Raw genomic sequence first — 24,049 nt, forward strand, 5'->3', positions numbered from 1 at the left:
TTTCTTGTATTGTTCGCATATTTTTATTCTTAGGTGTATTTATTTTGGGGATTGTACTTGTTTCTTTCGTGTATGAAGAATTAGTGGGATGCAATGCTATCGAAAATTATCCTCCCCCAGATGAATCTTCTTTTCACAGATCATCCCTGGGTTTTGGGGTATATACAGACGCATCTCATTCATGGGATATTACTGATGAAGTACTTTATCAAATAGACGCTCAGTACAAGGAAATTTTAGGATGTTCTGAGGAGGTTCTCAATGCTGAGGTAGATATTAATATTGAACCGGCAGAGCGCCCGCCATCTCTTGTGGGTAACGGTTTCCATATGGATACCGGTTCTTATTCTCAGAAAATACATGCCGTAGAAGGAAGAGACGGCACGGGTTCCCTAGATGTGCAATCTGCTGTTATCGAGGAAGCGCGTCTCCTTACCGGGAAGATAGCAAGCGATTTCAAGATTGTTTTAGTGAGCAAGGATTCCTGCATTGGGGAAAAAGGAATTGAAGGTGCCTATAAATATCTTGGTGATACAATAACAATTTGGGCAAATCAATTAGGTGATGTACTTGGACATGAATGGGAGCATGTTATTGCGAGGGTGCTGGACCTCACAGAGGAAGATGAAGAGAAACTCTATTCGTGTACGCCGTGGATAGAGCATATAGATGTTGAATAAAGACTATCTCTTTTTCGTGTCGCCATGCCCCGGTTTTGGAACACGTTCAACCACATGAGTGGATTTTTGTCGGCGTGCTTTCTCCACTGTTGTGAATCTACCTGTTCCGGCATCACGACCACGTAGAGAAGTTTTTGATTTCTTACTCATAATGAAAGTGGCCTCCTAGATATATTATTTTCATTCTATCTACAAATGAGATTAGTGTCAAGTATTAAGGACTTTCAATATTTAAGGCCTTATGATAAACTTTACGTATGCACCCAATACAAGAAAAACTCCTGGAGCTCTCAAAGAGTAAGAATCTAGCGAAGATGAGCTTGCGGGAGATGGCACACGCTGTCGGCATGCCGAATGAATCACCCCAAAAAATTAAGCATCATTTATTGCAACTTCAGAAGAGGGGCTTTCTGACCATTGATAGGGCAAAGGGGATGATGGAACGCACTAGTAACCAGCCTAGCTGGGCTAAGGGCTTGCTCGAAAAGCCTAAAAGTCTCTTTTCAATTCCGATAGTGGGGGCTGCAAACTGCGGCCCTGCCAACATATTTGCAGAGCCGAATTATCAAGGTTTTTTGCGGGTGTCGAGCAAACTGGTGGGCCGGTCTAAGCCGGACGGGCTATATGCCATAAAAGCTGACGGCTCTTCGATGAATCGAGTCAATATTAAGGGTAAAGGTATTGATGATGGGGATTATGTGATTATTGACGGTAATGATAAAGTTGCTGAAGATAAAAATATTGTTGTGGCAATAATTGACGGCAGGGCAACCATTAAGCGATTCATAGATGACAAAAAGAACAAACAAGTTGTACTCATGGCCGATTCTTCATTTGATTATGGACCGATATATATTCATCCAGAAGATCAAATCAGTATATGTGGGAAAGTGATCGGGGTAATTAAAAGACCGAAAAATTGAAAGTGAAGAAACATCCTCGAATGGCGAAAGTTATTATAGGTTACTGTAATTGACCAGCTATCGACGATAATAGGAGCTTTTGAATGCCTTCGCGCCATGTTCAAGAGAGTAAGAGAATAATTCCTACAGAATATAAACTATGGAAAACGAAATAACTCCAAATGAAGATACGGGTCTAACGGATATACCGCAACTACAACGAAGAGAGGAAAACTTTAGAAGTCATATTACCAACAGGATTAGAGATCTTTTTGCTACTCTATTCTGGCTTTATGTTATTTTAAAGCTCTTCATCTTTGATATTGATTTGTTCTTGATAAACAAATTCTTCCCGAACTATTCCTGGTTATCGAATTTCAAATTATTCGTTTTGATCGGAAGCTTAGCAATCATTTGGTTATTCACTAAAAATAGGCATATTGTAACTTGGTCACTCTATATATTATTTTTTCCCCTTATAGTCATTTTTTGGAAAGTCCCAAGATTCGTGCTGAAACAAAAGAGTTGGATTTTTACGTTTGCAGTTATCAATGCTCTGCTTTCATTCATCAAGTCAATCAAATATAACTTTATTGTCCTAGCATTCTTTTTGGTATCAGTAGCTATAATTTTTAACTTTTCGGATCAAAAGTTATTATGGTTTTCTCTTTCAATGTTGTTCATTATACTTACTATAATTTATGTCCATAGATTCATTCTCGTATTCAAACCATCCAGCATATATCAAGCTCATATCAAAATTTTAACCAGAGTCAGAATGCAAGGATTAGCTCCTTTCGCTTTAGAGGAAAATATCAGAAATCTACCAGTAGAAAGCTTAGACAAGAAACAGTTAGAAAAATGGACCACTAGCTTACAAACCTCAGTATTATTTAACAGGGTTTGTCTCTTTACAGCAAAGAAGCTACGAAATTATCAAAATAGTGGCTTCGATGTAGTTTCTGATGTATTGACCATCATATTATTGATATTGATGACAGTATTCTCTTTTTCCATGATCAATTTTGGTCTTTATAAAATCAACCATGACGTTTTTACCCTTTCTACTTCGCCATCATTTTTTACTTTCTTTTATTACAGCTTTAACAATCTCTGGCTTAATTCAATCAATGAGGTTGTTCCAATTATGCCAGTTTCGCAAGTGACGTTTATGATTGAGTCACTGTTTTCTTTTTTCCTCATCGCTATATTCTTATCACTCTTGTTTTCAGTTAAAAGTAAGAGGCATGAAGAAGAACTAAATGAAGTTATTAGAGGTATTGAAGGGCAAGGAAAGGACATGGAACATTTTATAAAAGATGAATACAGAATTAATAGTATTGAAGATGCTATGGCTGAATTGGATAAATTGAAAGCCAGTCTAGCAAAATTCCTTTATAAAATTTCAGAGAGTATAAAATAATTCTAATCAACTGCAAGCTATATTTTTTATCAAATCTCACTTTTATCACTTCCCTATATTTTCCGAAGAGTGATTAAAACCGTTTGCAATAGATTTCAAATGATCACAACAGAAAATTTTGTTTCTATTCAACGAGCTTTTATTAGAGTCATAAGTTTCATATTTTTCATGGGTTTCCCGAAAATGGCACAAAAAGGTAAACAGGAATGAATTCGAAATCAAGTAACAACGATGGGGAGCATTCATCTGTACACTTTGGTAATCATTAGAGTATCATTTAATAGATGAACACTTACGAACAGATCTTTCCACCTATAGAAACAGTTCTAGACATGGAACCAGAAGAACTCGCTCCTTTAGTTTTGAAACATCTAAGTGAATCAGGACAGCAGAAACTAAATATACACAACTACACCTTAGACACTGACCCTGATTTTATTAAATGGGCTGGCGACAACCATAAACGCAGGCAAGAAGTATTACAAAGATTTATCGTAGCATGGAGGTGGCTCGAACGAGAGCTATTTATTGCTCCGCAACCGGGGGATATAAATTGGGTATTTATAACTCCGCGAGGTCGAGTAGTGCTTGAATCTCAGGATTTTGATACATATAGAAAAGGACATCTTTTGCCTTCTGAGGGCTTAGACCCGGTTCTAGTTAGAAAAGTAAAACAAGCGTTTATCAGGGGCGATTATGATACAGCTGTTTTCCAGGCATTTAAGGAAGTTGAAGTCAGAGTAAGGAATAAAGCAGGACTAAGTAATAGCGACATCGGGGTCAAGCTTATACGTAAAGCATTTAATCCCACTAATGGTGTGTTCACCGATAAAAGCATGGACGAGGGTGAACAAGCTGCTCGCATGGAACTTTTCACAGGTGCTATTGGCACTTATAAGAATCCTGCCAGTCATCGTGATGTTGCTCTTTCAGACCCCAGGGAAGCAGCGGATATAATCCACATTGCGAATCAGCTGTTACGAATTGTCGATTCAATTCAAAATTCTTAGTTCTGTGATAATAATTTGAACTCAGAAGATTTTTTAACCGCCGCCGCGAGAATGCCTCACCGAAAAACTGAAAAATCATTATTCGAAACAAATGCTTACTGCGCCAACCAAAATTGTACAGGAGGTGCGTTAGATACTACAAAAAGCTTGGCTACGTTACCTAAGTAAAGATATCATTCTTTTGATCGAATCAGCTAATTGCTTTGGTGTGAACAAGGGTCGATTTTGATTATCTCCATGATGAATTCGATTTCTAATATATGTCATTAAAGTCTCCTCTTGTATGTTACCGTTAGCATCTGTCCACTTTATCTCTTTTGATTGTCCGTTCGAGGTGAACCAGGCTTCGATGTCACAAACACGCTCAAACCCAATTTTATCTTGTAAGCTTGCGTAAAGATCATCATGAAACTCATTCGTTGGTAAGTTATATGCGAAGTAGCAAATTTCTCCCCACGATGGGCTCCATTGTAATAATCCAAACCATTTATCTTTTGCATCACGAACGCGTACTTTGTCATCATTTATCTCTGCAAGCAAAACCTTAATACCAGATCGCTCAAAGCAGTTTTTAAAGAAGAATGGTGAGTGGGTTGAAGCAAAGACTTGTGAGGTTTTAGAGATATGTTCTAAATGATGGGCAATCTTATCCTGTAATGTTGGGTGTAAATGAAGTTCTGGCTCATCAATAATTATACATATTTCACTTTTTGAAATACGTGCTAGTGTCTCCAAAAAAACTAGAGCAGTAATCATTTCTATACCGCTCCCTGCTAATTGGATTGGGAGTTCAAACCCGTCAAAACGTTTTACGACCTCCGCAGTGTCATATGGAGTCAAGGTTTTGATTAAACTCAAATCAATGGGTGGTATATCCAACCTCTTAAGAGTCTTGTTGGTTTCTTCGATAGTACTTTTAAGAGTATCGCCGCCGGTATTATCATAGACATGTTTTTCCAAATCAGCTCGTTTATGTTTGAACTTTTCCGCATCTTCTTTGACACGTTCATTCTTCTCAAATCTCCAATTCAGGTCGTCTATTATATTTGATATTGATGTCTTAAATCTCTTTTGTAAATGTTTACCTCTGTCTCTACCGAAATAAAATGCTTTTGGCACTTCTGATGAGGCGTAGGACAAAGCCAAATGCCGCGCTGTAACTTTTAATTCACTTCCTGATTTTCTAGTTATGCTCCATCCTTCTTCACCCTTTTCTTCAATTGGCAGATAATGATGTTCTGCTACAACTAGATCATTAAAGGCTTTTCCTGGGGCAGACCTATCGCGTTTCTTTGCAGTTAGCGCGATTCCATTGCATTGTATTGTTTGTGCGTTTCCATATAAATCGGGGATGGAGACATTAAAAGGTTCTTCAAAAAAAGTTTTAATTTCTATTGGCTTGTCGCTTCCAAGGTAGAAATCTTTGATCGATAATCGTGAGGCTGCATAGCTAGATGATAAGCACAAATTAATTGCTTCTAGAATTGCAGTTTTCGATGTGCCATTATCTCCAATAAACAGGTTAAAATTTTCGCACTCAAAAGATGTCGGCTCATCACCGCCAATCCCTCGGAAATTTTTTACTGATACTGTTTTTATCTTCATCTAAACTTGCATACAATTGATTAATGCTTTCGAGAAACAGAACCTGTTTCGAATTTAGATGACCGGGGCTTTGTCCCTATCATCACTACAATAAGATTACATTAGCTTATCCGCGGGTAGAATAGTGTGTTAAATAATAGATTATTTTCAGATAGCTGTCCATTAAAACAAAATAAGCCCCATTAAATTGGAGATGAGAGGTTGGACCATCTATATTTACCCGTGTTCAGCTTATTTCCAAATAAAGCAGATCAAGATTCCCCTTAGAAATCTTGCCTAAAAAGGTAAATTTAGCTGTTTTATTGTGTACAAACTGTCTCAGGTATCTGGCATGCTTTAAGAGTCAAATTTCCCCACCTACCTTTAATTTTCCTTTTGGATATTCTGGGAAGTATAAAAATTAAATATCACGCCGCTTTTCTAAAATCTCTGAAATCAATAAGAGGTTTATTCTGTATGAGTTCATGTGTCTCAAAAACCCATTCTTCCCAGCGGTTCCAAGTTTTTAACATCATCTCCACATTGGTATATATTATTCACGTTCTTCCATGTTCCGTCTTGCGCGTCTTAACGGAATGGAGGTTCTACTGAACCAAACAGCATTAAATGAAAATTAAACCCATTCTCGAAAAAATAAGGTGCTATTCCGAGTCACTTCTGGTGGCAATTTTACGTCGTGGACGGAATACTATTTATGTCGAATCTAATATGAGAAAGTGGGTGAAAAAAGTTTTATTCTTCCTCAATCTATTCCTTATCTTTGTTCCGCCAATCATACTTGCAACTCCATTTCCGCCGTACATTGGTATCTATAAAATAGAACTTGTTCAGTTACAACCGGATGACCCTAAACCAACTGAAATTAGCATTCCTGAAAAAGCACAGTCACTTGGTGTCCCGTTCTTCTCAAAACTCACCGGTATAGAAGCCTATACACTTAAGACAGAAATCTGCCTGTGGAACAGAAATGACGTATTTCTGGGAGGTGAATATAAAAGTAAAAAAGCTTTATCTGATGGCGTCGAGGCAGGCGCAATGGAGATTAATATTGAATATGCCGATGGAGAAATATCCCCACTCTACTCTCCGAGAAATGAACTACGTTGTCTACCATTAAGAGATAATGCTGGAACCCCAACTTTAAAGAATAATCCGATAGTAAGAGGTCCAAATCCATTCGGGCAACCTATTGTTGAAGACACCGATAATGGTCCTATTGTAAAAATACCCGTGTACTCACAAGGTATTGATTCAAACAAAACAAGGATATTCGCAATACCGAATTTCAAGTCCAGAGAGTACCTTTTTAATTTAGTCCTATTTTTCTTGGCATGGAGCCTTCTGTATGTACACGCGATAAAAATTGGCAAGATAATAATAAACACATGGCGGTGGTCGAGAAAATAAGAGGTTCTAACATATTCCCGCAATCTACCCTAGACGACCCGCGATTCACATGTGCTACTAAATTCTTTTAGAGATCGTATATACTGCATATTCTCACAATCACACAAAGAGGTTCTAACGTCATTCATTAGGCTCCATAAATAAAAATAATCCTGTTTTAATGGGATTATTTTTATTTACAGGACTATGATGCGGAGGGGGAATTGAAGGGCGTAGGTATAATTTTGTTTTTGCGAAGCAGAAGGCAAAATTACCGAGCCGGGATCGCGAGATTTTCCCGCCAGGGAAAATACTTGTGACCAATTCCCAACTCATTGACAAAGCACCTTTATTTTAGTATTTTGTTTTTGGATGGTATTTATGGTCGGCATTTTTTGTTTGCCGTGCGTTCTCCATATTCGCAAGCAATCCTATGAAAACGAGAGAATATTTAAAATGAGAGGTGAGAAATGAATAAAGACGCAAAGAGGTTGCTGATTCTGGGAAGCATCGCAGCCATCGGCATTATTCTTCTGCTAGTTTTTTATCCATGCTAAACAAAAAAGCCCCCCTCGGGGCTTTTTATATTATTCGCGAATGACTGTGCCTCCGGCGTTTTCCCAATCCACAAGTCCTCCGATATTCTCTACATGGGTAAAGTCGTTTTGTTCGAGGATATCTTTTGCTCTTCCTGCGCGCGCTCCTCCTTTGCAGTATGCGTATATTGTTATGTCTTGTGATATGCTGGGGAGTTCTCCTGCTTGTAATCGTGCGAGGTCAAAGTGCGTGGAACCTGCCGCGTAGCCGTCGGTTTGCAATTCCGCATCTGTTCGTACATCTAAAAGAACCGCGGTGCCGTTGTTTACTTCTTCGGTAATGCGCGTAGGGTCAAGTCGAGGAGATTGTTCGTCGCCGGTGAAGCGAGGCAAGACAAAGGCGTAGACAAGATACCCCGCGGCAATGAGAGCAGGGATGGCAACAAGAGACTTTTTCATATAATGATTGTGTGTGAGATTGATAAAAGAGGCCTTTCTTTGATTGTATATCGGACAAACTCTACACCTTTTTATTCTTGTGTATATGTGATATAGAAATAGTGGAATAAGAACCAAGGAGGTTGCTATGGACCTTTTACAATTTGAGAACGATATTCCGCAAGACGCGAAGCAGATACGCGCAACGCTTCAAAAAATAATCACGGATCATCATCTTGTTTTTAAGACGAATGAGTGGTGGAGAGCCCATGAGTTTCCGGTGAAAGAGGTTGTCACTATTCTCCAGAAAGGAGATTTGATGCGGCTTGATACTGTTGTTGACGAAACATATGGCTGCTGGAGATGCGATTACCTGACATACGGTCTTTTTTCAGAAATGCTTGAATCGGTAGACAGCGGGCTCCGGAGTTTTCTTCCGTCGGTGACCAAGGGGCTTGTGCGTTATGCTATTCATCAATTTGGCTCTGAAGAGCAGAAACAAAAATATATTCCCGGTCTTGCTGATGGTTCGCTTATCGGGTGTTTTGCGCTTACCGGTCCTCCCGGGGGTTCTAACCCGCAGGACATGGAGATGAAGGCACGCATGACGCCGGATAAAAAGCATATTGCGCTCGATGGGAGCAAGATCTGGATTACAAACGGCTCTGTCGCGGATATAGCAATCGTGTGGGCGAGTCTCGGGGCGCGTTATAAAAAATTGCCGGAGATTCGTGCGTTCATCGTAGAGCGCGGCGAGAAGGGATTTACACAACAAGAAATGAAACATAAGGGAACACTCTGTGCATCAAACACCGGGCAGCTTTTTTTTGAGAACTGCTGTCTGCCGAAAGAAGCGATGCTCCCCGGAACGGAAAAGGGAATCAGTGCCGCATACGAATGCTTAAACCAGGCGCGGTTTTCTATCGGGTGGGGTGTTATAGGAGCGGCAAAAGCATGTTTCGCCGAAGCACTTACATTTGCGGGGGGCCGTTCATTCTTCAATATTGAGCGGGACATTATAAGTCAGCCGCTCAAGAAGAAGCAGATCATGCAGGCGTATTTCGCGGATATGGGTGCGCGGATAAGTTCTATGGAGGCGCGGGCATGGCGTGTTGCCCGTTTGATAGATGAGAAGGGGGGCATTACACGCAATCTTGCAGAAGCAATTTCGTTTTTAAAATGGCAAAATGTTGCGGATGCAAGACAGGTGGCGAATACCGCGCGGCGCATTCTTGCATCAAACGCATATCAGATAGAAGGAACCAACGAAACATATCGGCATTACATTAATTTAGATGCAGTAGAAACATACGAAGGCACGCCCGAGATACATCAGCTTATTTTGGGCAATTATTTCACAGCATGAATACAAAAACGGAGCATTGCGCTCCGTTTTTTATTTTGAGGAGCAGTGGTTCGGCTATTGACTTTTTCTAAAAAATATGATATTATGGCACCCAGTAAACGCAATTTTAAAAATAGAAAAAACATAAACAGGAGGCATGCAAATGCCAAGAAAATCTGCAAGCAAAATGCCGGATACTGTTGCAATGACGGTTAAATTACCACAATTAAAAGCTGCGGGAGGGTTGGTGTATAATGACAGGCACCACATTCTTCTTATTTTTAAACGCGGCAAGTGGGATTTGCCGAAGGGTCGTTTGGAGACGAGTACTGCAAATGCTGTAGAGACGGCATTGCGCGAAGTCAGCGAAGAGACGGGGCTCGACAATACGAAGCTTACCTCGGAGGGCAAAATCGTTTCGACATACCATACGACGCGGCATGGCAACAAAAAGTATATCAAAAAAACGAATTGGTTTGTTGTGCGCTATCACGGAGTAGACTCCGATGTTTCTCCGCTGATTGAAGAAGGTATTATTGAGTGCAGGTGGGTGCATCTCTCCGATCTCGACAATTACCTTCCGTTATTACTGCCCCGGATACATTATGTAATAGATTTTTGGTTAGAGAATCTCGCGTATGCGCCAAGAAAGTAAACAATAATAAATCCCCGCCCAGAGTTTTGGGCGGGGATGTTTTTATGCGCCAGTGTGTTAATTGCATTGACAGAAACACTAAGTATTTGTACAATATTCTCGGTTTTGAAAATAAAAAGGAGGGAATGAATCTATGAAAATCGGCATACCGCGGGAGATCAAGAATCACGAGGGCCGGGTCGGCCTTGATCCAAAGCATGTCTTCTTTCTGGTGCGGAGCGGAGAGGAAGTCTTTGTAGAGTGGGGCGCGGGGGAATTGTCCGGGTTTTCTGATGCAATGTATGAGGGCGCGGGTGCGCGCATGACAAGCCAGCAGAATGTCTGGGCGCAAAGCGACATGGTCATCAAGGTAAAAGAACCGCTCGAAAGCGAATACGAATTTTTACGCCCGCACCTTTCCGTAATGGCGTTTTTTCATTTTTCGGGGAACCCCGAATTAAGAAAGATATGTAAAAAAAAGAAGGTCATTTCTATTCCTTACGAAAATCTTAAAATAGGTGACCGTTATCCCATTTTAAGTGCAATGAGCGTCATAGCGGGAGAATACGGAGGCCGGGTAGTTGTGAGTAAGCATTTTTTAAAGAAGAGAAACGGAAGACGCATACACATGGAAGATGCCGCAGCAACTATTATCGGTATGGGCACGGCAGGCAAAGCGGCATTCCAGATGTTATACGAAAGCGGAGTGAAAAGATTCTTTGTTATTGATGAGCGCACTGTTCCTGCTCCGTACAAAGACATATTCTTTGTTTCTGGGAGCCCGGCCGCGTGTAATATCGTAGACGCATTGGCGCAAAGCGATATCGTTATCGGTGCTGTGCGTACGACCAAGGGAGCGCCGAAACTTATCACCCGGAGCATGCTTGCGAATATGGAGCCGTTTTCACTGTTCGTCGATATAAGTATTGATGAAGGCGGAATCTCCGAAACATCACGGCCCACATCGCATAGCAACCCCACATACATAGAAGAAGGCGTTGTTCATTATTGCGTGCCGAATATACCGGGCATTGTCCCGGATCGTTCAACCCCGGCGCTTATAGAGGGAACATTCCAGCTTATTGAGGAATATATACAAAAAAAGAAAGCGCGGTTTTCATAAATAAAAATCCCGTCCAAGGTTTTGGACGGGATTATTTTTTTGGCAATGTGAGCCATTCGGAACGCGGCAAGAATGGCCGTGTCCATGACACAGTGTGTCCCGCAAGAACGCAGGAAACAAATATAACCAAGGATGGGGCGAGAAAATCAATTGGTCCCAGATCGCGCTGTATCGAATATGTCGTTATTTTTAAAAAAAGCAGATACATAAACAATCCTATGCTTCCCATTATGCCCGCCGCATACCAAAGACGGAGAACAATATGGCGTGCGTACCATACATATAGCCGCATGCTACACCTCCAGATATCTTATTTACATTGGATATACCATGAAAGAGGTTCTCTTGCAATCGTGCGGGATGTGTCGTATACTCAATACTATCTGCAAGAGAAAACAAACATAAACAATAGCATACGAGCATCCGAACTCCGCGTAATTGATGCAGAGGGCGGTAACCTCGGTATTCTTTCGAAGGAAGAAGCGCTGGCGCGCGCGAAAGAGAAGGGGCTTGATCTTATAGAGATATCGCCGAATGCAAAACCTCCGGTGGCAAAGATTATGGATTACGGGAAGTACCGCTATCAGCAGGAAAAGAAGGGTCGTGAGTCAAAGAAGTCCCATCAAGTACAGGTACGCGAGGTTCAAGTAGGCCTGAATACCTCCCAGCATGACCTTGAGATGAAAGCCCGGAAGGCGTCTGAATTTTTGAAAGGAGGGGACCGGGTGCGGGTAGAGATTAGGCTTCGCGGCCGCGCAAAATATCTTGATAAAGAGTTTTTGCATCAAAGATTGAAGCGAGTGCTTGATTTTGTTGCCGAAGAGTATACTATTGTTGAGGGGCCACTCAAAAGCCCGAGAGGATTTTATCTCTTGATTGAGCGAAAAAAATAATCATGGTTATGGCTTCACTAAAAACGAACAAATCATTTTCAAAGCGCCTTAGGGTAACACGCAGAGGCAAAGTATTGCGCCGCAAGCCGGGGCAGGATCACTTTTTGGCGAAAGAATCACGCAGGAAGCAGCTTGCTCGGAAAGGGTGGGAGAATTTTCCTATTTCAAAAAAAGATCTTAGTCAGCGGATACCGTATTAATTATTATGGCACGAGTAAAACGAGGGACAACTTCAATAAAGCGAAGACGAAGAGTATTGCGGAAGGCAAAAGGATTCCGTTGGGGAGGCAGTACCAAAGAAAAAGAAGCAAAGGTGCGCTTGCTTCATGCGGGCGCGCATGCATTTCATGACCGCAGGAAAAAGAAGCGTGTAAATCGTAAGCTTTGGAATATAAAAATAAATGCTGCAAGCCGCAGCGGAGGAGAACTCTCTTATTCACGGTTTATCGACGCGCTTAAAAAGAAAAACATTGATATCAACCGGAAGATGCTTGCAGAGATAGCAGAACATCATCCGGACGCATTCCAAAAAATTCTTGAAGAAGCAAAAAAATAATTCCGCCGATATGCGGAATTATTTTTTTATTGCAAAAAGCTTCTTTCTTGGGCTTTTATTACACCATGTGTTTTTTGTGTGGCAATGTATCCGCGCTTAAAAATCTTGCTATAATACACCCCAGAATATCTTTGAAACCATGAGGTGATTTCATGAATGCAAAGCATGCACTCATAGCCGTACTCTTTTTGTGCGGGTTTGTGTTTTCCGGATGCGGCTCGGTAGCGATATCTGTTATAAAAAAACCCACAGCGGGTAAGAGCGATGAAGCCTTCATTCCTGAAAGAAGAGCGGATATCCCCGGCAACATCCTGAAGAAAAAAATACAACCGTACACGCACCAGGCTCCCGAGGGTCCTATAATCGTATTTGAGGGATACTCGTATGTATATCTGAACAAGGATTGCGGGCGTACCGATTCGTGTATATTGCGCACACTCTCGTTGCGGGAGGAAAAATATGCACTTCCGCCCACAGAAACTGACTCAACATTTTATAGCACTCTGGGAACAGTAGAGTGGACCGCAGCTGACGGACGCAAAGAAGATTTTCGGGTAGTGCAGTTCGTGCGCGGACGCAAGTGGGATACAGTAGAGCGCCCAGACGGAACCTATGCACGCTTCGTGTATTGGGAAGAAAAGGAATTTGTTCCGATGCCGGTAGGGTATAGTTTTCCCGTACAGGTGTTGCCGCGGTCAGAAAAACGGGACGAACAGGGAAATATCATTCCCGCCCATGTGTTAATACTTCCTTCCGGCTCGTATATCGATCAAAAGGCGCATTACCCCGGCTATAAAAAGGGCGTTGCGCATAACACCGCTTTTCAGCTCAAGACATGTATCTATAAAGCGGAATATTTTTCAAAGAAAATGACCGCTGATGAGGTAACGCAATTAGAGCCCATCGCATGCATAGAATGGTCAAGCGGATTTGTGTACGATTTTACGCAGCAAAAAATGCGCCAAATAGGCGATATGAATTCATTCTTAAGCCATCAATAACCATCAATACCTCGGTGCTTCACCGGGGTATTTTTATTTGCGTTATCCATAAAATATAGGTACCATCGTGTATACATTCTTTAAAAAGGAAGGGAGGGCGCATGAAGATATTTTTCGTGTTTGTGGGAGATTCCCGTGGCGAAATGCTCACTCCGCTCGGAGTGCGGCAGGCATACAAAACAGCCGATTTTTTGACGGAATATTTTAAAGAACACGGCATGGAGCCGAAGAAGGCATGTACCGTGCATTCAGACGAAAAAAACACATCCGATTGTACAAAAATTATCTTTGACATGCTTGGTCCCAAAAAGTGTTTTGAAGCGGACTGGCTTGAAGAAAATTCCCATACGGCGCATACGGAGCTCGCGCGGTTTTATATGAAGTGCTTTGTTGAGGGGTTTGAGGCCATTGTAGTAGTTGGCCACCAGCGCCAGCTTATGGATATCGTGTACGGTTACGAAAAACAGCTTTCTTGCACCATGCAAAGCATATGTTTTTATCGTGGCGGCGTGTACAAGATTGATGTGGGCGCAAGGTCTATAGGGCTCATATTTTATCCCGAACAAGAAAGATAGTACTATCCCGGCACATGTCGGGATTTTTTTGTTTTTACTATTGCGTAGCGGTAGGGCGTATATTATAGTAATTTTTATGCGAGATTTTTTGAACGGAACGGTTATGGCGATAACCGTCGGTATCAGTGCCGTCGTTCTTTTTCCATTGCTTCCCATTTGGACATTTGCGATATGGTTTACCGAAGGCGTTGATGTATTGGACGCAGCTGCCGATGTATTTGAATCGTATTTAAAGATTATCAAGATTGTGTAATTATTGACCTAAAAAAAGTATCTTGATACGCTGGCTTCAATATGAAGCCAGCGTTTTTGTTTTTTATCGCACTATTTCTTCCGTTAGCTGTCAACGCTTCTGTTGGTATCAATGAGGTTGCGTGGATGGGAACCGAGACTAATACTGCTGATGAGTGGATAGAGCTATTTTCTACGAGCGCAGAAAATCTTGATGGTTGGATATTGGAGGCAGCGGACGGCTCGCCAATAATCTCTTTTTCAGACAATTGTCCGGGCGCAAATATTTCTGCGGGAGGGTTTTTTCTCTTAGAACGGACGGATGATGAAAGTGTCCCGGGCATCCCCGCGGATTGTATCTATGTCGGTGCTCTTGGAAACGGAGGAGAGGCTCTTATACTTCGTAATTCTTCTGGTGCTGTTGCTGACAGCATTGATGCTTCTGCGGGGTGGCCTGCGGGGGATAGTGCTACAAAACAAACGATGCAAAAATCAGGAAACGAGTGGGTAACTGCAGATGGGACGCCGCGTACGGCGAATGCAGGAAGCGGCGGGGCGGAGGCAGAGGATACTGCTGACATGTCTGCGGAAGACGACATAGAATATCCCGCAGAAGAAAAGAAAGCGGTGGGATTTATTGAGAAAAAAAATTTTGGAGCAGATGCGGGCGGTGATACGGTTGCAATCGTTGGCGTTGAAAAGCTTTTTGAGGGGCGGGGATATGATCTTGATGGAGACCCGCTTGAGTCAGCTGATTTTTTATGGACATTCGGAGACGGGGCAAGTGCCCGCGGAATGAATGTACGTCATACATTTGTATATCCTGGAACATATCGGGTTGTATTTGATGTATCCTCGGGTATTTATAATGCGTCTGATGCAATTCTTATTACCGTTATCTTGCCCCCGCTTTCTATCGCCGAAGTAAAACCAGGCACGGACGGCTTTGTGGAATTACACAATACATCTGAATACGAAATGGACATATCGTATTGGGGGATTGGAAATGGTGCATTGATATATTATTTTCCGCATGGCATGCGCATATTGCCGCGTGCGTATCTTGTTGTCCCGTACACTGTTTCCGGGGTAGAATTTTTTTCTTCCGGGGATGCCGCGCTATATTATCCGAATGGCATTATAACCGACTCCATGCAGTATGGAGGTGCTGCGCAGTATGACGAAAGTTTTCATGTTATAAACGGCGATGCGCGGCTTGGTATCGCAAGCCCCGGGTCCGAACGCTTTGTTGCACGGGCGATACACAGCGTTTCAGGCGTTACCGGAACGGCTCATGTGTCCGTTTCAAAAAATGAACCAATGTCTGTTGTCGCAATGGAAGAAATAAAACAAGACGCAGCCCTGCAAACCGCAGCAGCATTTTCTTCCGCGGGGCGTATGTATGAGCAGACATGGTTTTGGTTTGCGGCAGCCCTTCTTTTGGGTGCGCTTTCAGGTATCGGTATTTTTGTGGCGCGAAAATTCATACACTAAACGGCTCACACTCCCGTGTGAGCCGTTTCATTATTGCCTTTTTGTGTTTTGCGTGCTAGCGTAGCAGAAACATTTCTTTCCTAAGGGGGTAGTATGTATGAAAGCATTACCCATGTTTTTCGTGATGGCATGTGCATCCATATTTTTTTTCTGCGGTTCTGATCTAGAAGATGTGTCGGCGGCAGGAGTTATGAATGCATCCATTGGAGCTGACACGCCGACATTAGTGGAGTTTTACGGTGATGGGTGCTACTACTGCGATGTTGTTGCTCCGTATATAACGAAGCTCAAAGAGGAAGAGGGAATCCACATAGAGAAGATAGAAGTGTGGCATAACGAAGAAAATGCAAAGATTTGGGAACGGTATAATGCCCGTTGCGGAGTGCCGTTATTCGTAAACATGAAAACAGGCGATACGCTATGCGGCGCTGTTCCTTACGAAAAGCTAAAAGCGTGGGCGAAAGAGTCGTTAGAAAAAACAAAATAGGAAATGGATTTTGGGCGCGCCTGACCAGGGGCTTAACATCATTTGAAAATACTTTTATAGAAAAAATAACCCATTTATATCCAAAAAGAGCGGTAAAAACCGCTCTTTTCTTTTGGTGTTTTTCATTGTATAGTAATGAAGATTAACTATGAGGATACTCATTGCAACAGGGCTTTTCCCGCCCGATATTGGGGGGCCTGCGCAATACGCAAAACATCTCGTTCTTGCTCTTGAGAAGCAGGGGCATACGGTAGATGTCGTTTCTTTCGCAAAAGACCGGGATTTGCCCACGGGCATCCGGCATGTTTTTTATTTCGCGCGCATTCTTCCGTATGTGCGGCGGTCTGATTTTATCATCGCAATGGATACATTTAGTGCCGGGTTCCCCGCGGTGCTTGCTGCGGAATTCTTCGGAAAGCGCATAGCGCTTCGTGTTGGCGGCGATTTTTTATGGGAATCATTTGTGGAGCGTACGCACCGGACGATAACGCTCAGAGAGTTTAACCGGAAACGCCCCGCATTGAGCGCAAAAGAAAAAATAGTGTTCACTATGTCTGCGTTTGCCATGAAGCACGCCTCTGCGGTTGTATTTAATTCTGAATGGCAAAAAAATATTTTTCGTGACAGTTACGGCCTTTCTCCGGGCCGGCTTTTTGTCGTAGAGAATTTTTATGGGGAACGGATAGCGGGAGAGACGCCACAAAAAAAGAATTTTTTGTGGGCAGGACGGCCGATGTTCTTAAAAAACACGGCAATGCTCAAGCGTGCATTTACGCACGCGCAAACAGAACGAAGCGGCATAACCCTTGAGTGCATAAGCGGCATGCCATATGAGGAGCTTAAAAAAAAGATAGCGGAATGTTATGCCGTTGTGCTCCCGTCTTTTTCTGATGTGCACCCGAATTTTATTATTGACGCGCTTCAGGCAGGACGGCCATTCATTATGACGCGGGAGTCCGGGCTTGCCGAAAAGCTCTGCGATATCGGCATATGTATTGACCCGTTTGATGAGCGGGGTCTCGTAGAGAGTATCATGCGCTTAGCGGAGGACGCAGAATACCGCGAATATAAAAAACGCGTAGAATCATTTTTGTATACACATTCTTGGGAGGAGATAGCGCATGAATTTACGAATATATATACGAACATACAATCATGAAGGTTTTAGTTATAGGGTCAGATAGAAAATTATTTGAAGAGGGTTCGGATGTACGCGGGCGTATTATTGAGTACGGCTCGCTTTTTGAAGAATTGCATATCATCGTATTTTCAACCACGCGCTTGCAAAAGCAACGGATAGCACCAAATGTATGGATATATCCGACAAATTCACGAAGTAGATTTTTCTATAGCATAGACGCGGTGCATCTCGGCAAACAGGTATGCAGAAAAGCGCGTTTTGACCGCGCGGCGGATATCATTTCCACCCAAGATCCGTTTGAGGCGGGTTTGTCCGGGTGGCTCCTAAAGCGGGCATCGGGCATTCCGCTCCAGATGCAGGTACATACTGATTTTTTGAGCCCATATTTCGGCAAGGAGTCCGCACTCAACCGCATCCGTGTACGTATCGCAACATTTCTTCTTCCGCGCGCAGACGGGATACGCGTCGTATCCGAACGCATCCGGCAATCAATTCTTCCGATTGTTGGAGAGCACAGGAATGCCATATTCGTCCTTCCTATTTTTACAGATACAGCAGCGTTTGAGCATGCGTCTCGGGTGTCTGATATGCGCGCCGAGTTTCCGGACGGCAGTTTTGTGCTGTTTATGGCGTCCCGTCTTACGCCTGAAAAAAACATCCATATGGCGATACAGGCGTTGCGAGATCCATGTATACGCGAATACGATATTTGTCTCTATATTATTGGGGAGGGTCCGCAGAAAGATATGCTCACGCAGGAAATCTCCGCATACGGCCTGGATAAGCGTGTTAGGATAAAAGAATGGACGAGCGCTGTTGCTTCGTATTACACATCTGCCGACGCGTTCGTACTCACATCCGATTACGAAGGGTATGGCAGGACCGCAATTGAAGCGATGGCCGCAGGTGTTCCGGTTATCATGACCAATGTGGGGGTTGCCGGAGAACTTCTTTTGCATGAAGAAAACGGCATTGTTATTCCGGTGCGGGATACGAAAGCGCTTGCGCGCGCTATACGTGAATTGTATGAAGACCCCGAAAAAAGAAAGCGGATAATAAAAGCTGCGCATGACACTATACAGCATCTTTCGCAAACCACACATGCTGAATACCTGCATGCGTACAAACAATCACTTGAACGATGTCTACAGTAATAAGAAGAACAAAAGTATGTTATGTGCTACCCGTGTATGATACACGCACGGATACGCATTTTAGTTATCTGTACGACATGCTGGTGCGTATAGGTGAACGCATGGATGTATTCTTAATCATAGAGCGGGCACCGGGCGGCGTTGCTTCCATCCCGAACATGAGAGGAATATATGTCCAGCAGTTCCGCTTCTTTCCGCTCCGTATTGTTGAGAATTTTTTAGTTTTGTTTTTTACGCGCCTGCGCGGCTATAGGAATATGTATGTCCATTACTCCTATATTTCTGCATGGAACGCGGGGATTGTAACACGGCTTCTTACGGGCAGGTCATATTATTGGAATTGCGGCATGCCGTGGCTTTTTGGAGAAGATGGATTTTTAAAAACTGCTCTTAGCATGGTGCATGTGCTTGTTACGGGGACCCCGCACATGGCGGATCTCTACGCGGGCGTATATGGCATCTCGGAAAAAAAGATAAAAGTTATACCGAATTGGATTTCGGTTGCTGATTTCGCCATCTCATTCTCTGATGAAGAAAAAGCGGCGCTCCGCAAAAAGCTTGCCATTGCTCCCGGGCAGAAAATAGCACTTTTCGTGCATCGGTTGTCGGAGCGCAAGGGCACGGGGATTCTGCCGCAGATTATTTCCTCTCTCGTGCCGCGTAACACCGTAACGGTTATTGTGGGTGATGGCCCTGGGCGCGAGACACTCGAATCTAATATAGTTGAATTGGATATTGCTTCTTCTGTGCGCATGGTGGGGAGTGTCCCGCACGGCGACTTGCCCCTGTATTACGCAATTGCAGATATTTTTATCATGCCTTCACTTGAAGAGGGATTCCCGCATGTGCTTCTTGAAGCTATGGCATACGGTGTCCCGTTTGTAGCGACTGACGTGGGCGGGGTGCGGGATATCGTACCACCGTCATTTCAGCAATATGTTGTTTCTTCGGATGACCCGGGAGATTTTGCGGTCAAGGCGGGAAATTTGCTATCACGCACCCCTGAAGAAGACCGGAACATGCAAGCATTATTCCGGGGATGGGTAAAACAATATGATATTTCTCTTGTCGCGAATAAGTTTGAAGAATTGTTCCATATATGATATTGAATAGGTGTATTTATGAATAAAGAACGTATACTCCAAGCAGCACAAGAAACAGCAGAATTGTTGGCACATGAGACGCTCGCAGACGATTTGGTGCGAACATATAATACGCTTATGCACTCGCTCAAAAATGGAGGGACCATCTTTGTGTGCGGGAATGGCGGGAGCGCAGAACAAGCCGGGCACTTTGCAGGAGAGCTTGTGGGGCGGTTTAAAAAAGAACGCAAGGGAATACGCGCTGTTGCGCTCGGAATGGCAGTTGCAACGCTTACCGCCTGGTCAAATGATTACGATTATGAGGGTGCGTTTTCCCGAGAACTTGAAACATTGGGGAGATCGGGCGATGTGCTTGTCGGGCTGAGCACGAGCGGGAATTCAAAGAATGTTATACACGCCGTAGCCAAAGCAAAAGACATAGGCATGCAGACAGTCGGATTTTTAGGAAAAGGAGGGGCGCTTGCGTCTATGGTTGATGTTGCGGTCCGCATCCCCGCAGAAGAGACTGCCCGTGTTCAGGAGGCTCATCTCTTTATTATTCATATGTTGTCTGAAGCGATTGAAGATGCATTGTCTGTATGAACAAGGCACAAAAAGAAAAATTGCATACCATTATAGACGGCTTTGCGGGGAAGTCGGTTGGCGTTGTGGGCGACATTATGCTTGACCATTATATCCATGGGGATGCAACGCGCATGTCTCAAGAAGCCCCCGCGCCCATACTTCGTGCCGAACGGGAGTCGTTTGTTTTAGGGGGAGCCGCGAATACTGCGGCAAATCTAAGAGCATTCGGCGCTGGAGTTATGCTTATCGGGCCGCTTGGGAGAGACGAAGAAGCGCGGGCAGTAAAAGCATTATGCAAAAAGGAAGGCATTGCTTGTGATGCTTGCATTGAGAGCAAGGCGCGGTCTACCACAACTAAAACGCGTCTTATTGCGAAGGGGCAGCAGATAGCCCGGATTGACCGCGAATCGGTAACACCACTTTCTCCATCAGAGGAGAAACAGATACTCCGTGCGATAGAAAAGCATATCCCCGAATGGCATGTTCTTGTCATCTCGGACTATGCGAAAGGAGGCATGACGCAATCGCTCGCGAAAGAGTGCGTTCGTCTCGCGCGCCGGTACAACATGCCGATTATCGTAGACACAAAGCCTCAGCACTTTTATTTTTTCAGAAATGCAACGGCGTATACCCCGAATATCCACGAAGCCGAAGCCGTATTCGGAAGCGCGCTCGCAAATGAAAAAGACATTCGTGATGCCGGCCGGTTTCTGCAAAAAAAGACAAAAGCAAATATTCTTATCACACGGGGGGCTGATGGGATGACATTATTCCAGGCGAATAGAACATATCACATCCCTTCAAGCGCACGGGAGGTCTATGATGTAACGGGTGCCGGAGACACGGTGATTGCGGCGTTTGCGCTTGCGCTTGCGGGAGGCGCTTCGTTCTCGCATTCGGCGACCATCGCAAATACTGCGGCAGGCGTTGTTGTCGGCAAGCAAGGGACGGCAACCGTATCGCAAGCCGAAGTTAAAAGCGCACTACTATAATGAAGGAGAAAAAAATAGTATCTGCTCCCCGGATGAAAGCGATTGCTTTGCTTTTGCGGAAAAAGAAAAAGACACTCGTCGCAGTAAGCGGTGCATTTGATATACTGCATTATGGTCATGTGCGATTTTTGCAGACGGCAAAAAAACAGGGAGATAGCCTTCTTGTATTTTTGAATAGCGATTCATCGGTGCGGGCGTACAAAGGCAAGGGCAGGCCAATCAACAAAGCGCGTGACCGCGCAGAGATGCTTGAGGCGCTTTCTGTTGTTGATTACATCGTTATATTTTCTGAGAAAGATCCGCGCAAGATACTTTCGCTTATTCGCCCGCATATATTTTATCAGGGGTCAGATTGGGGAAAGAATTGTATTGAACGCGAAACTGTTGAATCGTACGGAGGGGAAATACGAGTATTCCCGCGTATCAAAAAAATATCAACTACGGCACTGCTCAAACATACAAAGCATTTATGATACCAAACAGATTCAAACGGATAGCATTCATGGCAAAAGCGATACTTTTATCGCCCATATTCTATAGTATGATATGGAGCCGGGCGCGAAGACGGAACAAAGAAAAGCCATTGCGTATTCTTGTGATTCCGCAATTAACGCGTCTCGGCGATCTGGTGTGCGCAACGCCGGTTTTTGCCGCTATCAAGAAAAAATACCCTCAGAGTTTTTTGGCGGTGCTTACGACAGACAAGGTAGAAGGCATCATACGAAACAACCCCCATATTGATCAGATACTTCTCTACAAGAGCAACGACCTCGGAGGGCTTGTACAAAAAATCAGAAGCCTTCGCTTTGATTGGAGTTTTACATTGCCGGTATCTCCATTCGGATTATTGCTTTCTTTTGTCAGTCTTATCCCTCGGCGTGCCAAATTGATGCGTGAGGGGCGCCCGGCAAGTGAAATAATGACCGACTGGCTCTCGAATGCCCCGCTCCGGTATTATCATCATACATATCTCCCGCATGCGTATGTGGAGCTTCTTGAATATATTCATATCCATAACCCGGGGACAAAAAAGGAGGTGTATATAGACTCAGAAAGTGAAAAACGCGTTGCCGCATTCTTATCCGAACACGGGGTGAGAAAAAGCGATAGATTGGTGGGCATAAGCATTGCTGCGGGAAACGCGATAAAAGAGTGGGGGGATGAAAAATTTACGGAACTTGCTTCGCATATCCGGACGGTTCATCGGGCCCGGGTGCTTTTTTTGGGAACCGGCAAAGATGGGGATCGGGTAGATGCAATACGAAAATCGCTTGGCGATGATCTGGGTTGCATCAAAGCAACCGGGTTTTCCTTAATGGAACTTCCGGCGCTTCTTAATGCGTGCACTCTTTTTATTGCGGTAGACACAGGGCCCATTTATATTGCGCATGCCCTTGGCGTTCCGCTTATTGATATTACGGGGCCGGTAGACATCCGCGAACAGCCGCCGGAAGATGAGCGGAGCATACTCATAGCACCCGAAGGAGTGCCGCCATCAAGTTTTGTATTTAAAAAACCGGGGAGCGCGGAGGAACGGCGCCGGGCGGTTGAGGCAATACCCGTATCGCAGGTGGCAGCGGGGGTAGACGATATGATGAAGATGTATGGATAACAGTAGTCTTAAAATAGTATATGTAACGCATGCGCGCATCCCCACGCAAAAAGCCCATGGCCTTGCAACGGTAAAGTTATGCGAAGCATTTGCGAAGGCGGGCGCAGAGGTAGAGCTGGTTGTCCCTCGGGTATGGTTTTCGGGGGACGAGGATATCCACTCATTTTATAATACGCAGCGGAACTTTGCTGTTACGCGCCTTCCTGCTATTGACCTTGGGTTTCTTGGAATGTTTGAGCGGGCAACATTCCCGCTGCGGTTTATTTCGTTTTCAAAAATAGCCGCGTGGTATTGTTTGTGGAAATACAACAAAGCAAACCGTGTGGTGTATATGTCTCACGATACTATCCCGCTCTATTTTCTCAGCTTTATTGCTAAAAATATTTTTTACGATATTCATGACTTCCCTTCGCATTCGCTTTTCGCGCGGCGTGTTATGAAGACCGCGCGGGGGTTTTCCGTCCAGGCGCGCTCAAAAATCCCGTTTTTAATGGAGCACTTCGGCGTATCCCAAGAAAAGATTGCATATTGGCCGAATGGAACGGAAGTATCTCAATTCATGGCAGAAGGTATTACAAAAGAAGAGGCGAGAAAAAAGCTCTCAATTCCTTTGCAGAAAAAAATAGTACTTTATACCGGTCAGCTTTTCGGGTGGAAAGGCGTAGACACATTCATCCGCGCATCAAGTATGATTCCCGATGCCGATTTTTATATTGTGGGAGGGACTAAAAAAGATATCATGCGGACCAAACGCGAAGCCCGCGAATCTCAAAATGCCAACATCCATTTTTTTGGATATCGGCCGCATGATCAGATGCCGGTATGGCTCCGTGCAGCAGATGTGGCGGTACTTCCGAACACCGGCCGGGAAGATATTTCGCGGTATTGGACATCCCCCATGAAATTATTTGAATATATGGCTTCAGGCACTCCCATTGTTGCATCGCGCTTGCCTTCAATAGAGGAGGTCGTAGATGAGGGGTCGGCATTCTTTGCGGAGGCTGATAGCCCGCAGTCATTCGCTGATGCAATACAAAAAGCATTCCGTCACGGAAAAGAAAAAGGCGAGCGTGCACAGCAAGAATCAGCGCGCTATACATGGGATGCGCGCGCAGAAAAAATACTCACACACATCCGTACAGTATTAGGGTAGGCGGAGAAAGA

The 24,049-nt window shown here is 44.0% G+C and carries 26 protein-coding genes; 23 read left to right on the top strand and 3 right to left on the bottom strand.

Annotated features, from left to right (window positions below; translation table 11 throughout):
* From COU47_01825 to COU47_01840, 4 genes are all read left to right on the top strand, one after another.
* The coding region (locus COU47_01825; protein PIR69622.1) for a hypothetical protein at positions 1–680 on the top strand (680 nt) is incomplete at its 5' end.
* A gap of 257 nt (positions 681–937) precedes the next feature.
* A complete protein-coding gene (locus tag COU47_01830) occupies positions 938–1,603 on the top strand; it encodes a hypothetical protein (protein ID PIR69623.1) in 666 nt (221 codons plus the stop codon).
* Between the two features lie 139 nt (positions 1,604–1,742).
* On the top strand, positions 1,743–3,005 hold the full coding sequence (locus COU47_01835) for a hypothetical protein (GenBank protein ID PIR69624.1): 1,263 nt from the start codon (positions 1,743–1,745) through the stop codon (positions 3,003–3,005).
* Positions 3,006–3,289: 284 nt separating this feature from the next.
* Positions 3,290–4,015 carry a TIGR02391 family protein gene (locus tag COU47_01840; GenBank protein ID PIR69625.1) on the top strand — a complete coding sequence of 242 codons (726 nt, stop codon included), beginning with the start codon at positions 3,290–3,292 and terminating at the stop codon, positions 4,013–4,015.
* A gap of 156 nt (positions 4,016–4,171) precedes the next feature.
* Here the strand turns inward: COU47_01840 and COU47_01845 are convergent, their stop codons facing one another.
* Positions 4,172–5,620, bottom strand: coding sequence for a hypothetical protein (locus COU47_01845; protein PIR69626.1), 1,449 nt, complete (start codon positions 5,618–5,620; stop codon positions 4,172–4,174).
* Positions 5,621–6,226: 606 nt separating this feature from the next.
* Here COU47_01845 and COU47_01850 point away from each other — a divergent pair.
* On the top strand, positions 6,227–7,027 hold the full coding sequence (locus COU47_01850) for a hypothetical protein (protein PIR69627.1): 801 nt from the start codon (positions 6,227–6,229) through the stop codon (positions 7,025–7,027).
* A gap of 566 nt (positions 7,028–7,593) precedes the next feature.
* Here COU47_01850 and COU47_01855 read toward each other — a convergent pair.
* The gene (locus tag COU47_01855) at positions 7,594–8,001 is read right to left on the bottom strand and encodes a hypothetical protein (protein PIR69628.1); all 408 of its coding nucleotides are present in this window, start codon (positions 7,999–8,001) and stop codon (positions 7,594–7,596) included.
* 127 nt (positions 8,002–8,128) lie between these two features.
* On the opposite strand from COU47_01855, the gene COU47_01860 reads away from it, so the two are divergent.
* The 3 genes from COU47_01860 (at position 8,129) to COU47_01870 (ending at position 11,082) form a co-directional block, all read left to right on the top strand.
* Positions 8,129–9,346 (top strand): acyl-CoA dehydrogenase, encoded by a 1,218-nt coding sequence (locus tag COU47_01860; GenBank protein PIR69629.1) that lies wholly within the window; start codon positions 8,129–8,131, stop codon positions 9,344–9,346.
* 136 nt (positions 9,347–9,482) lie between these two features.
* Entirely contained in the window at positions 9,483–9,980 is a 498-nt protein-coding gene (locus COU47_01865) for a hypothetical protein (GenBank protein PIR69630.1), read from the top strand.
* A 133-nt stretch (positions 9,981–10,113) separates the two neighbouring features.
* Positions 10,114–11,082 (top strand): alanine dehydrogenase, encoded by a 969-nt coding sequence (locus COU47_01870; GenBank protein ID PIR69631.1) that lies wholly within the window; start codon positions 10,114–10,116, stop codon positions 11,080–11,082.
* A 31-nt stretch (positions 11,083–11,113) separates the two neighbouring features.
* Here the strand turns inward: COU47_01870 and COU47_01875 are convergent, their stop codons facing one another.
* Positions 11,114–11,311: a hypothetical protein gene (locus COU47_01875; GenBank protein ID PIR69632.1), complete on the bottom strand. Its 198-nt coding sequence runs from the start codon at positions 11,309–11,311 to the stop codon at positions 11,114–11,116.
* Between COU47_01875 and COU47_01880 the strand changes: the two genes are divergently transcribed.
* The 15 genes from COU47_01880 to COU47_01950 all read left to right on the top strand — a co-directional run bounded on the left by COU47_01880 (position 11,301) and on the right by COU47_01950 (position 24,038).
* Complete coding sequence (locus COU47_01880) at positions 11,301–11,975, top strand: translation initiation factor IF-3 (protein PIR69633.1); 675 nt, start codon at positions 11,301–11,303, stop codon at positions 11,973–11,975. The genes COU47_01875 and COU47_01880 overlap by 11 nt on opposite strands.
* Before the next feature lie 2 nt (positions 11,976–11,977).
* Positions 11,978–12,175 carry a 50S ribosomal protein L35 gene (locus COU47_01885; GenBank protein PIR69634.1) on the top strand — a complete coding sequence of 66 codons (198 nt, stop codon included), beginning with the start codon at positions 11,978–11,980 and terminating at the stop codon, positions 12,173–12,175.
* Between the two features lie 5 nt (positions 12,176–12,180).
* Positions 12,181–12,531, top strand: coding sequence for a 50S ribosomal protein L20 (gene rplT, locus COU47_01890; GenBank protein ID PIR69635.1), 351 nt, complete (start codon positions 12,181–12,183; stop codon positions 12,529–12,531).
* A gap of 152 nt (positions 12,532–12,683) precedes the next feature.
* The gene (locus COU47_01895) at positions 12,684–13,532 is read left to right on the top strand and encodes a hypothetical protein (GenBank protein ID PIR69636.1); all 849 of its coding nucleotides are present in this window, start codon (positions 12,684–12,686) and stop codon (positions 13,530–13,532) included.
* A 101-nt stretch (positions 13,533–13,633) separates the two neighbouring features.
* Positions 13,634–14,107 (top strand): hypothetical protein, encoded by a 474-nt coding sequence (locus COU47_01900; GenBank protein ID PIR69637.1) that lies wholly within the window; start codon positions 13,634–13,636, stop codon positions 14,105–14,107.
* Between the two features lie 294 nt (positions 14,108–14,401).
* Positions 14,402–15,832 carry a hypothetical protein gene (locus tag COU47_01905; GenBank protein ID PIR69638.1) on the top strand — a complete coding sequence of 477 codons (1,431 nt, stop codon included), beginning with the start codon at positions 14,402–14,404 and terminating at the stop codon, positions 15,830–15,832.
* A 97-nt stretch (positions 15,833–15,929) separates the two neighbouring features.
* On the top strand, positions 15,930–16,319 hold the full coding sequence (locus tag COU47_01910) for a hypothetical protein (GenBank protein PIR69639.1): 390 nt from the start codon (positions 15,930–15,932) through the stop codon (positions 16,317–16,319).
* Between the two features lie 148 nt (positions 16,320–16,467).
* Complete coding sequence (locus COU47_01915) at positions 16,468–17,478, top strand: hypothetical protein (protein ID PIR69640.1); 1,011 nt, start codon at positions 16,468–16,470, stop codon at positions 17,476–17,478.
* Positions 17,475–18,614: a hypothetical protein gene (locus COU47_01920; GenBank protein ID PIR69641.1), complete on the top strand. Its 1,140-nt coding sequence runs from the start codon at positions 17,475–17,477 to the stop codon at positions 18,612–18,614. The genes COU47_01915 and COU47_01920 overlap by 4 nt, the downstream gene beginning before the upstream one ends.
* Positions 18,602–19,717, top strand: a complete 1,116-nt coding sequence (locus COU47_01925) for a hypothetical protein (protein PIR69642.1) — start codon at positions 18,602–18,604, stop codon at positions 19,715–19,717. The genes COU47_01920 and COU47_01925 overlap by 13 nt, the downstream gene beginning before the upstream one ends.
* An 18-nt stretch (positions 19,718–19,735) precedes the next feature.
* Positions 19,736–20,299, top strand: a complete 564-nt coding sequence (locus COU47_01930; protein PIR69643.1) for a phosphoheptose isomerase — start codon at positions 19,736–19,738, stop codon at positions 20,297–20,299.
* Positions 20,296–21,273: a D-glycero-beta-D-manno-heptose-7-phosphate kinase gene (gene rfaE1, locus COU47_01935; protein ID PIR69644.1), complete on the top strand. Its 978-nt coding sequence runs from the start codon at positions 20,296–20,298 to the stop codon at positions 21,271–21,273. Before COU47_01930 ends, rfaE1 begins: the two co-directional genes overlap by 4 nt.
* Positions 21,273–21,746 carry a D-glycero-beta-D-manno-heptose 1-phosphate adenylyltransferase gene (locus COU47_01940; protein PIR69645.1) on the top strand — a complete coding sequence of 158 codons (474 nt, stop codon included), beginning with the start codon at positions 21,273–21,275 and terminating at the stop codon, positions 21,744–21,746. Before rfaE1 ends, COU47_01940 begins: the two co-directional genes overlap by 1 nt.
* Positions 21,743–22,885 (top strand): hypothetical protein, encoded by a 1,143-nt coding sequence (locus tag COU47_01945; GenBank protein PIR69646.1) that lies wholly within the window; start codon positions 21,743–21,745, stop codon positions 22,883–22,885. Before COU47_01940 ends, COU47_01945 begins: the two co-directional genes overlap by 4 nt.
* Positions 22,878–24,038 carry a hypothetical protein gene (locus tag COU47_01950; protein PIR69647.1) on the top strand — a complete coding sequence of 387 codons (1,161 nt, stop codon included), beginning with the start codon at positions 22,878–22,880 and terminating at the stop codon, positions 24,036–24,038. The genes COU47_01945 and COU47_01950 overlap by 8 nt, the downstream gene beginning before the upstream one ends.
* Positions 24,039–24,049 lie beyond the last annotated feature (11 nt).

It is taken from the genome of Candidatus Niyogibacteria bacterium CG10_big_fil_rev_8_21_14_0_10_46_36, from assembly GCA_002772995.1.
In the GTDB taxonomy this organism is placed as follows: Bacteria; Patescibacteriota; Minisyncoccia; order 1-14-0-10-42-19; family 1-14-0-10-42-19; genus 1-14-0-10-46-36.

What these genes read in the sequence shown, in the direction of transcription:
- COU47_01830 (PIR69623.1), top strand. Translation starts at nt 938, where the DNA reads ATGCACCCAATACAAGAAAAACTCCTGGAGCTCTCAAAGAGTAAGAAT.
- COU47_01835 (PIR69624.1), top strand. Translation starts at nt 1,743, where the DNA reads ATGGAAAACGAAATAACTCCAAATGAAGATACGGGTCTAACGGATATA.
- COU47_01840 (PIR69625.1), top strand. Translation starts at nt 3,290, where the DNA reads ATGAACACTTACGAACAGATCTTTCCACCTATAGAAACAGTTCTAGAC.
- COU47_01845 (PIR69626.1), bottom strand. Translation starts at nt 5,620, where the DNA reads ATGAAGATAAAAACAGTATCAGTAAAAAATTTCCGAGGGATTGGCGGT.
- COU47_01850 (PIR69627.1), top strand. Translation starts at nt 6,227, where the DNA reads ATGAAAATTAAACCCATTCTCGAAAAAATAAGGTGCTATTCCGAGTCA.
- COU47_01855 (PIR69628.1), bottom strand. Translation starts at nt 8,001, where the DNA reads ATGAAAAAGTCTCTTGTTGCCATCCCTGCTCTCATTGCCGCGGGGTAT.
- COU47_01860 (PIR69629.1), top strand. Translation starts at nt 8,129, where the DNA reads ATGGACCTTTTACAATTTGAGAACGATATTCCGCAAGACGCGAAGCAG.
- COU47_01865 (PIR69630.1), top strand. Translation starts at nt 9,483, where the DNA reads ATGCAAATGCCAAGAAAATCTGCAAGCAAAATGCCGGATACTGTTGCA.
- COU47_01870 (PIR69631.1), top strand. Translation starts at nt 10,114, where the DNA reads ATGAAAATCGGCATACCGCGGGAGATCAAGAATCACGAGGGCCGGGTC.
- COU47_01880 (PIR69633.1), top strand. Translation starts at nt 11,301, where the DNA reads ATGCTTCCCATTATGCCCGCCGCATACCAAAGACGGAGAACAATATGG.
- COU47_01875 (PIR69632.1), bottom strand. Translation starts at nt 11,311, where the DNA reads ATGGGAAGCATAGGATTGTTTATGTATCTGCTTTTTTTAAAAATAACG.
- COU47_01885 (PIR69634.1), top strand. Translation starts at nt 11,978, where the DNA reads ATGGTTATGGCTTCACTAAAAACGAACAAATCATTTTCAAAGCGCCTT.
- rplT (PIR69635.1), top strand. Translation starts at nt 12,181, where the DNA reads ATGGCACGAGTAAAACGAGGGACAACTTCAATAAAGCGAAGACGAAGA.
- COU47_01895 (PIR69636.1), top strand. Translation starts at nt 12,684, where the DNA reads ATGAATGCAAAGCATGCACTCATAGCCGTACTCTTTTTGTGCGGGTTT.
- COU47_01900 (PIR69637.1), top strand. Translation starts at nt 13,634, where the DNA reads ATGAAGATATTTTTCGTGTTTGTGGGAGATTCCCGTGGCGAAATGCTC.
- COU47_01905 (PIR69638.1), top strand. Translation starts at nt 14,402, where the DNA reads ATGAAGCCAGCGTTTTTGTTTTTTATCGCACTATTTCTTCCGTTAGCT.
- COU47_01910 (PIR69639.1), top strand. Translation starts at nt 15,930, where the DNA reads ATGAAAGCATTACCCATGTTTTTCGTGATGGCATGTGCATCCATATTT.
- COU47_01915 (PIR69640.1), top strand. Translation starts at nt 16,468, where the DNA reads ATGAGGATACTCATTGCAACAGGGCTTTTCCCGCCCGATATTGGGGGG.
- COU47_01920 (PIR69641.1), top strand. Translation starts at nt 17,475, where the DNA reads ATGAAGGTTTTAGTTATAGGGTCAGATAGAAAATTATTTGAAGAGGGT.
- COU47_01925 (PIR69642.1), top strand. Translation starts at nt 18,602, where the DNA reads ATGTCTACAGTAATAAGAAGAACAAAAGTATGTTATGTGCTACCCGTG.
- COU47_01930 (PIR69643.1), top strand. Translation starts at nt 19,736, where the DNA reads ATGAATAAAGAACGTATACTCCAAGCAGCACAAGAAACAGCAGAATTG.
- rfaE1 (PIR69644.1), top strand. Translation starts at nt 20,296, where the DNA reads ATGAACAAGGCACAAAAAGAAAAATTGCATACCATTATAGACGGCTTT.
- COU47_01940 (PIR69645.1), top strand. Translation starts at nt 21,273, where the DNA reads ATGAAGGAGAAAAAAATAGTATCTGCTCCCCGGATGAAAGCGATTGCT.
- COU47_01945 (PIR69646.1), top strand. Translation starts at nt 21,743, where the DNA reads ATGATACCAAACAGATTCAAACGGATAGCATTCATGGCAAAAGCGATA.
- COU47_01950 (PIR69647.1), top strand. Translation starts at nt 22,878, where the DNA reads ATGGATAACAGTAGTCTTAAAATAGTATATGTAACGCATGCGCGCATC.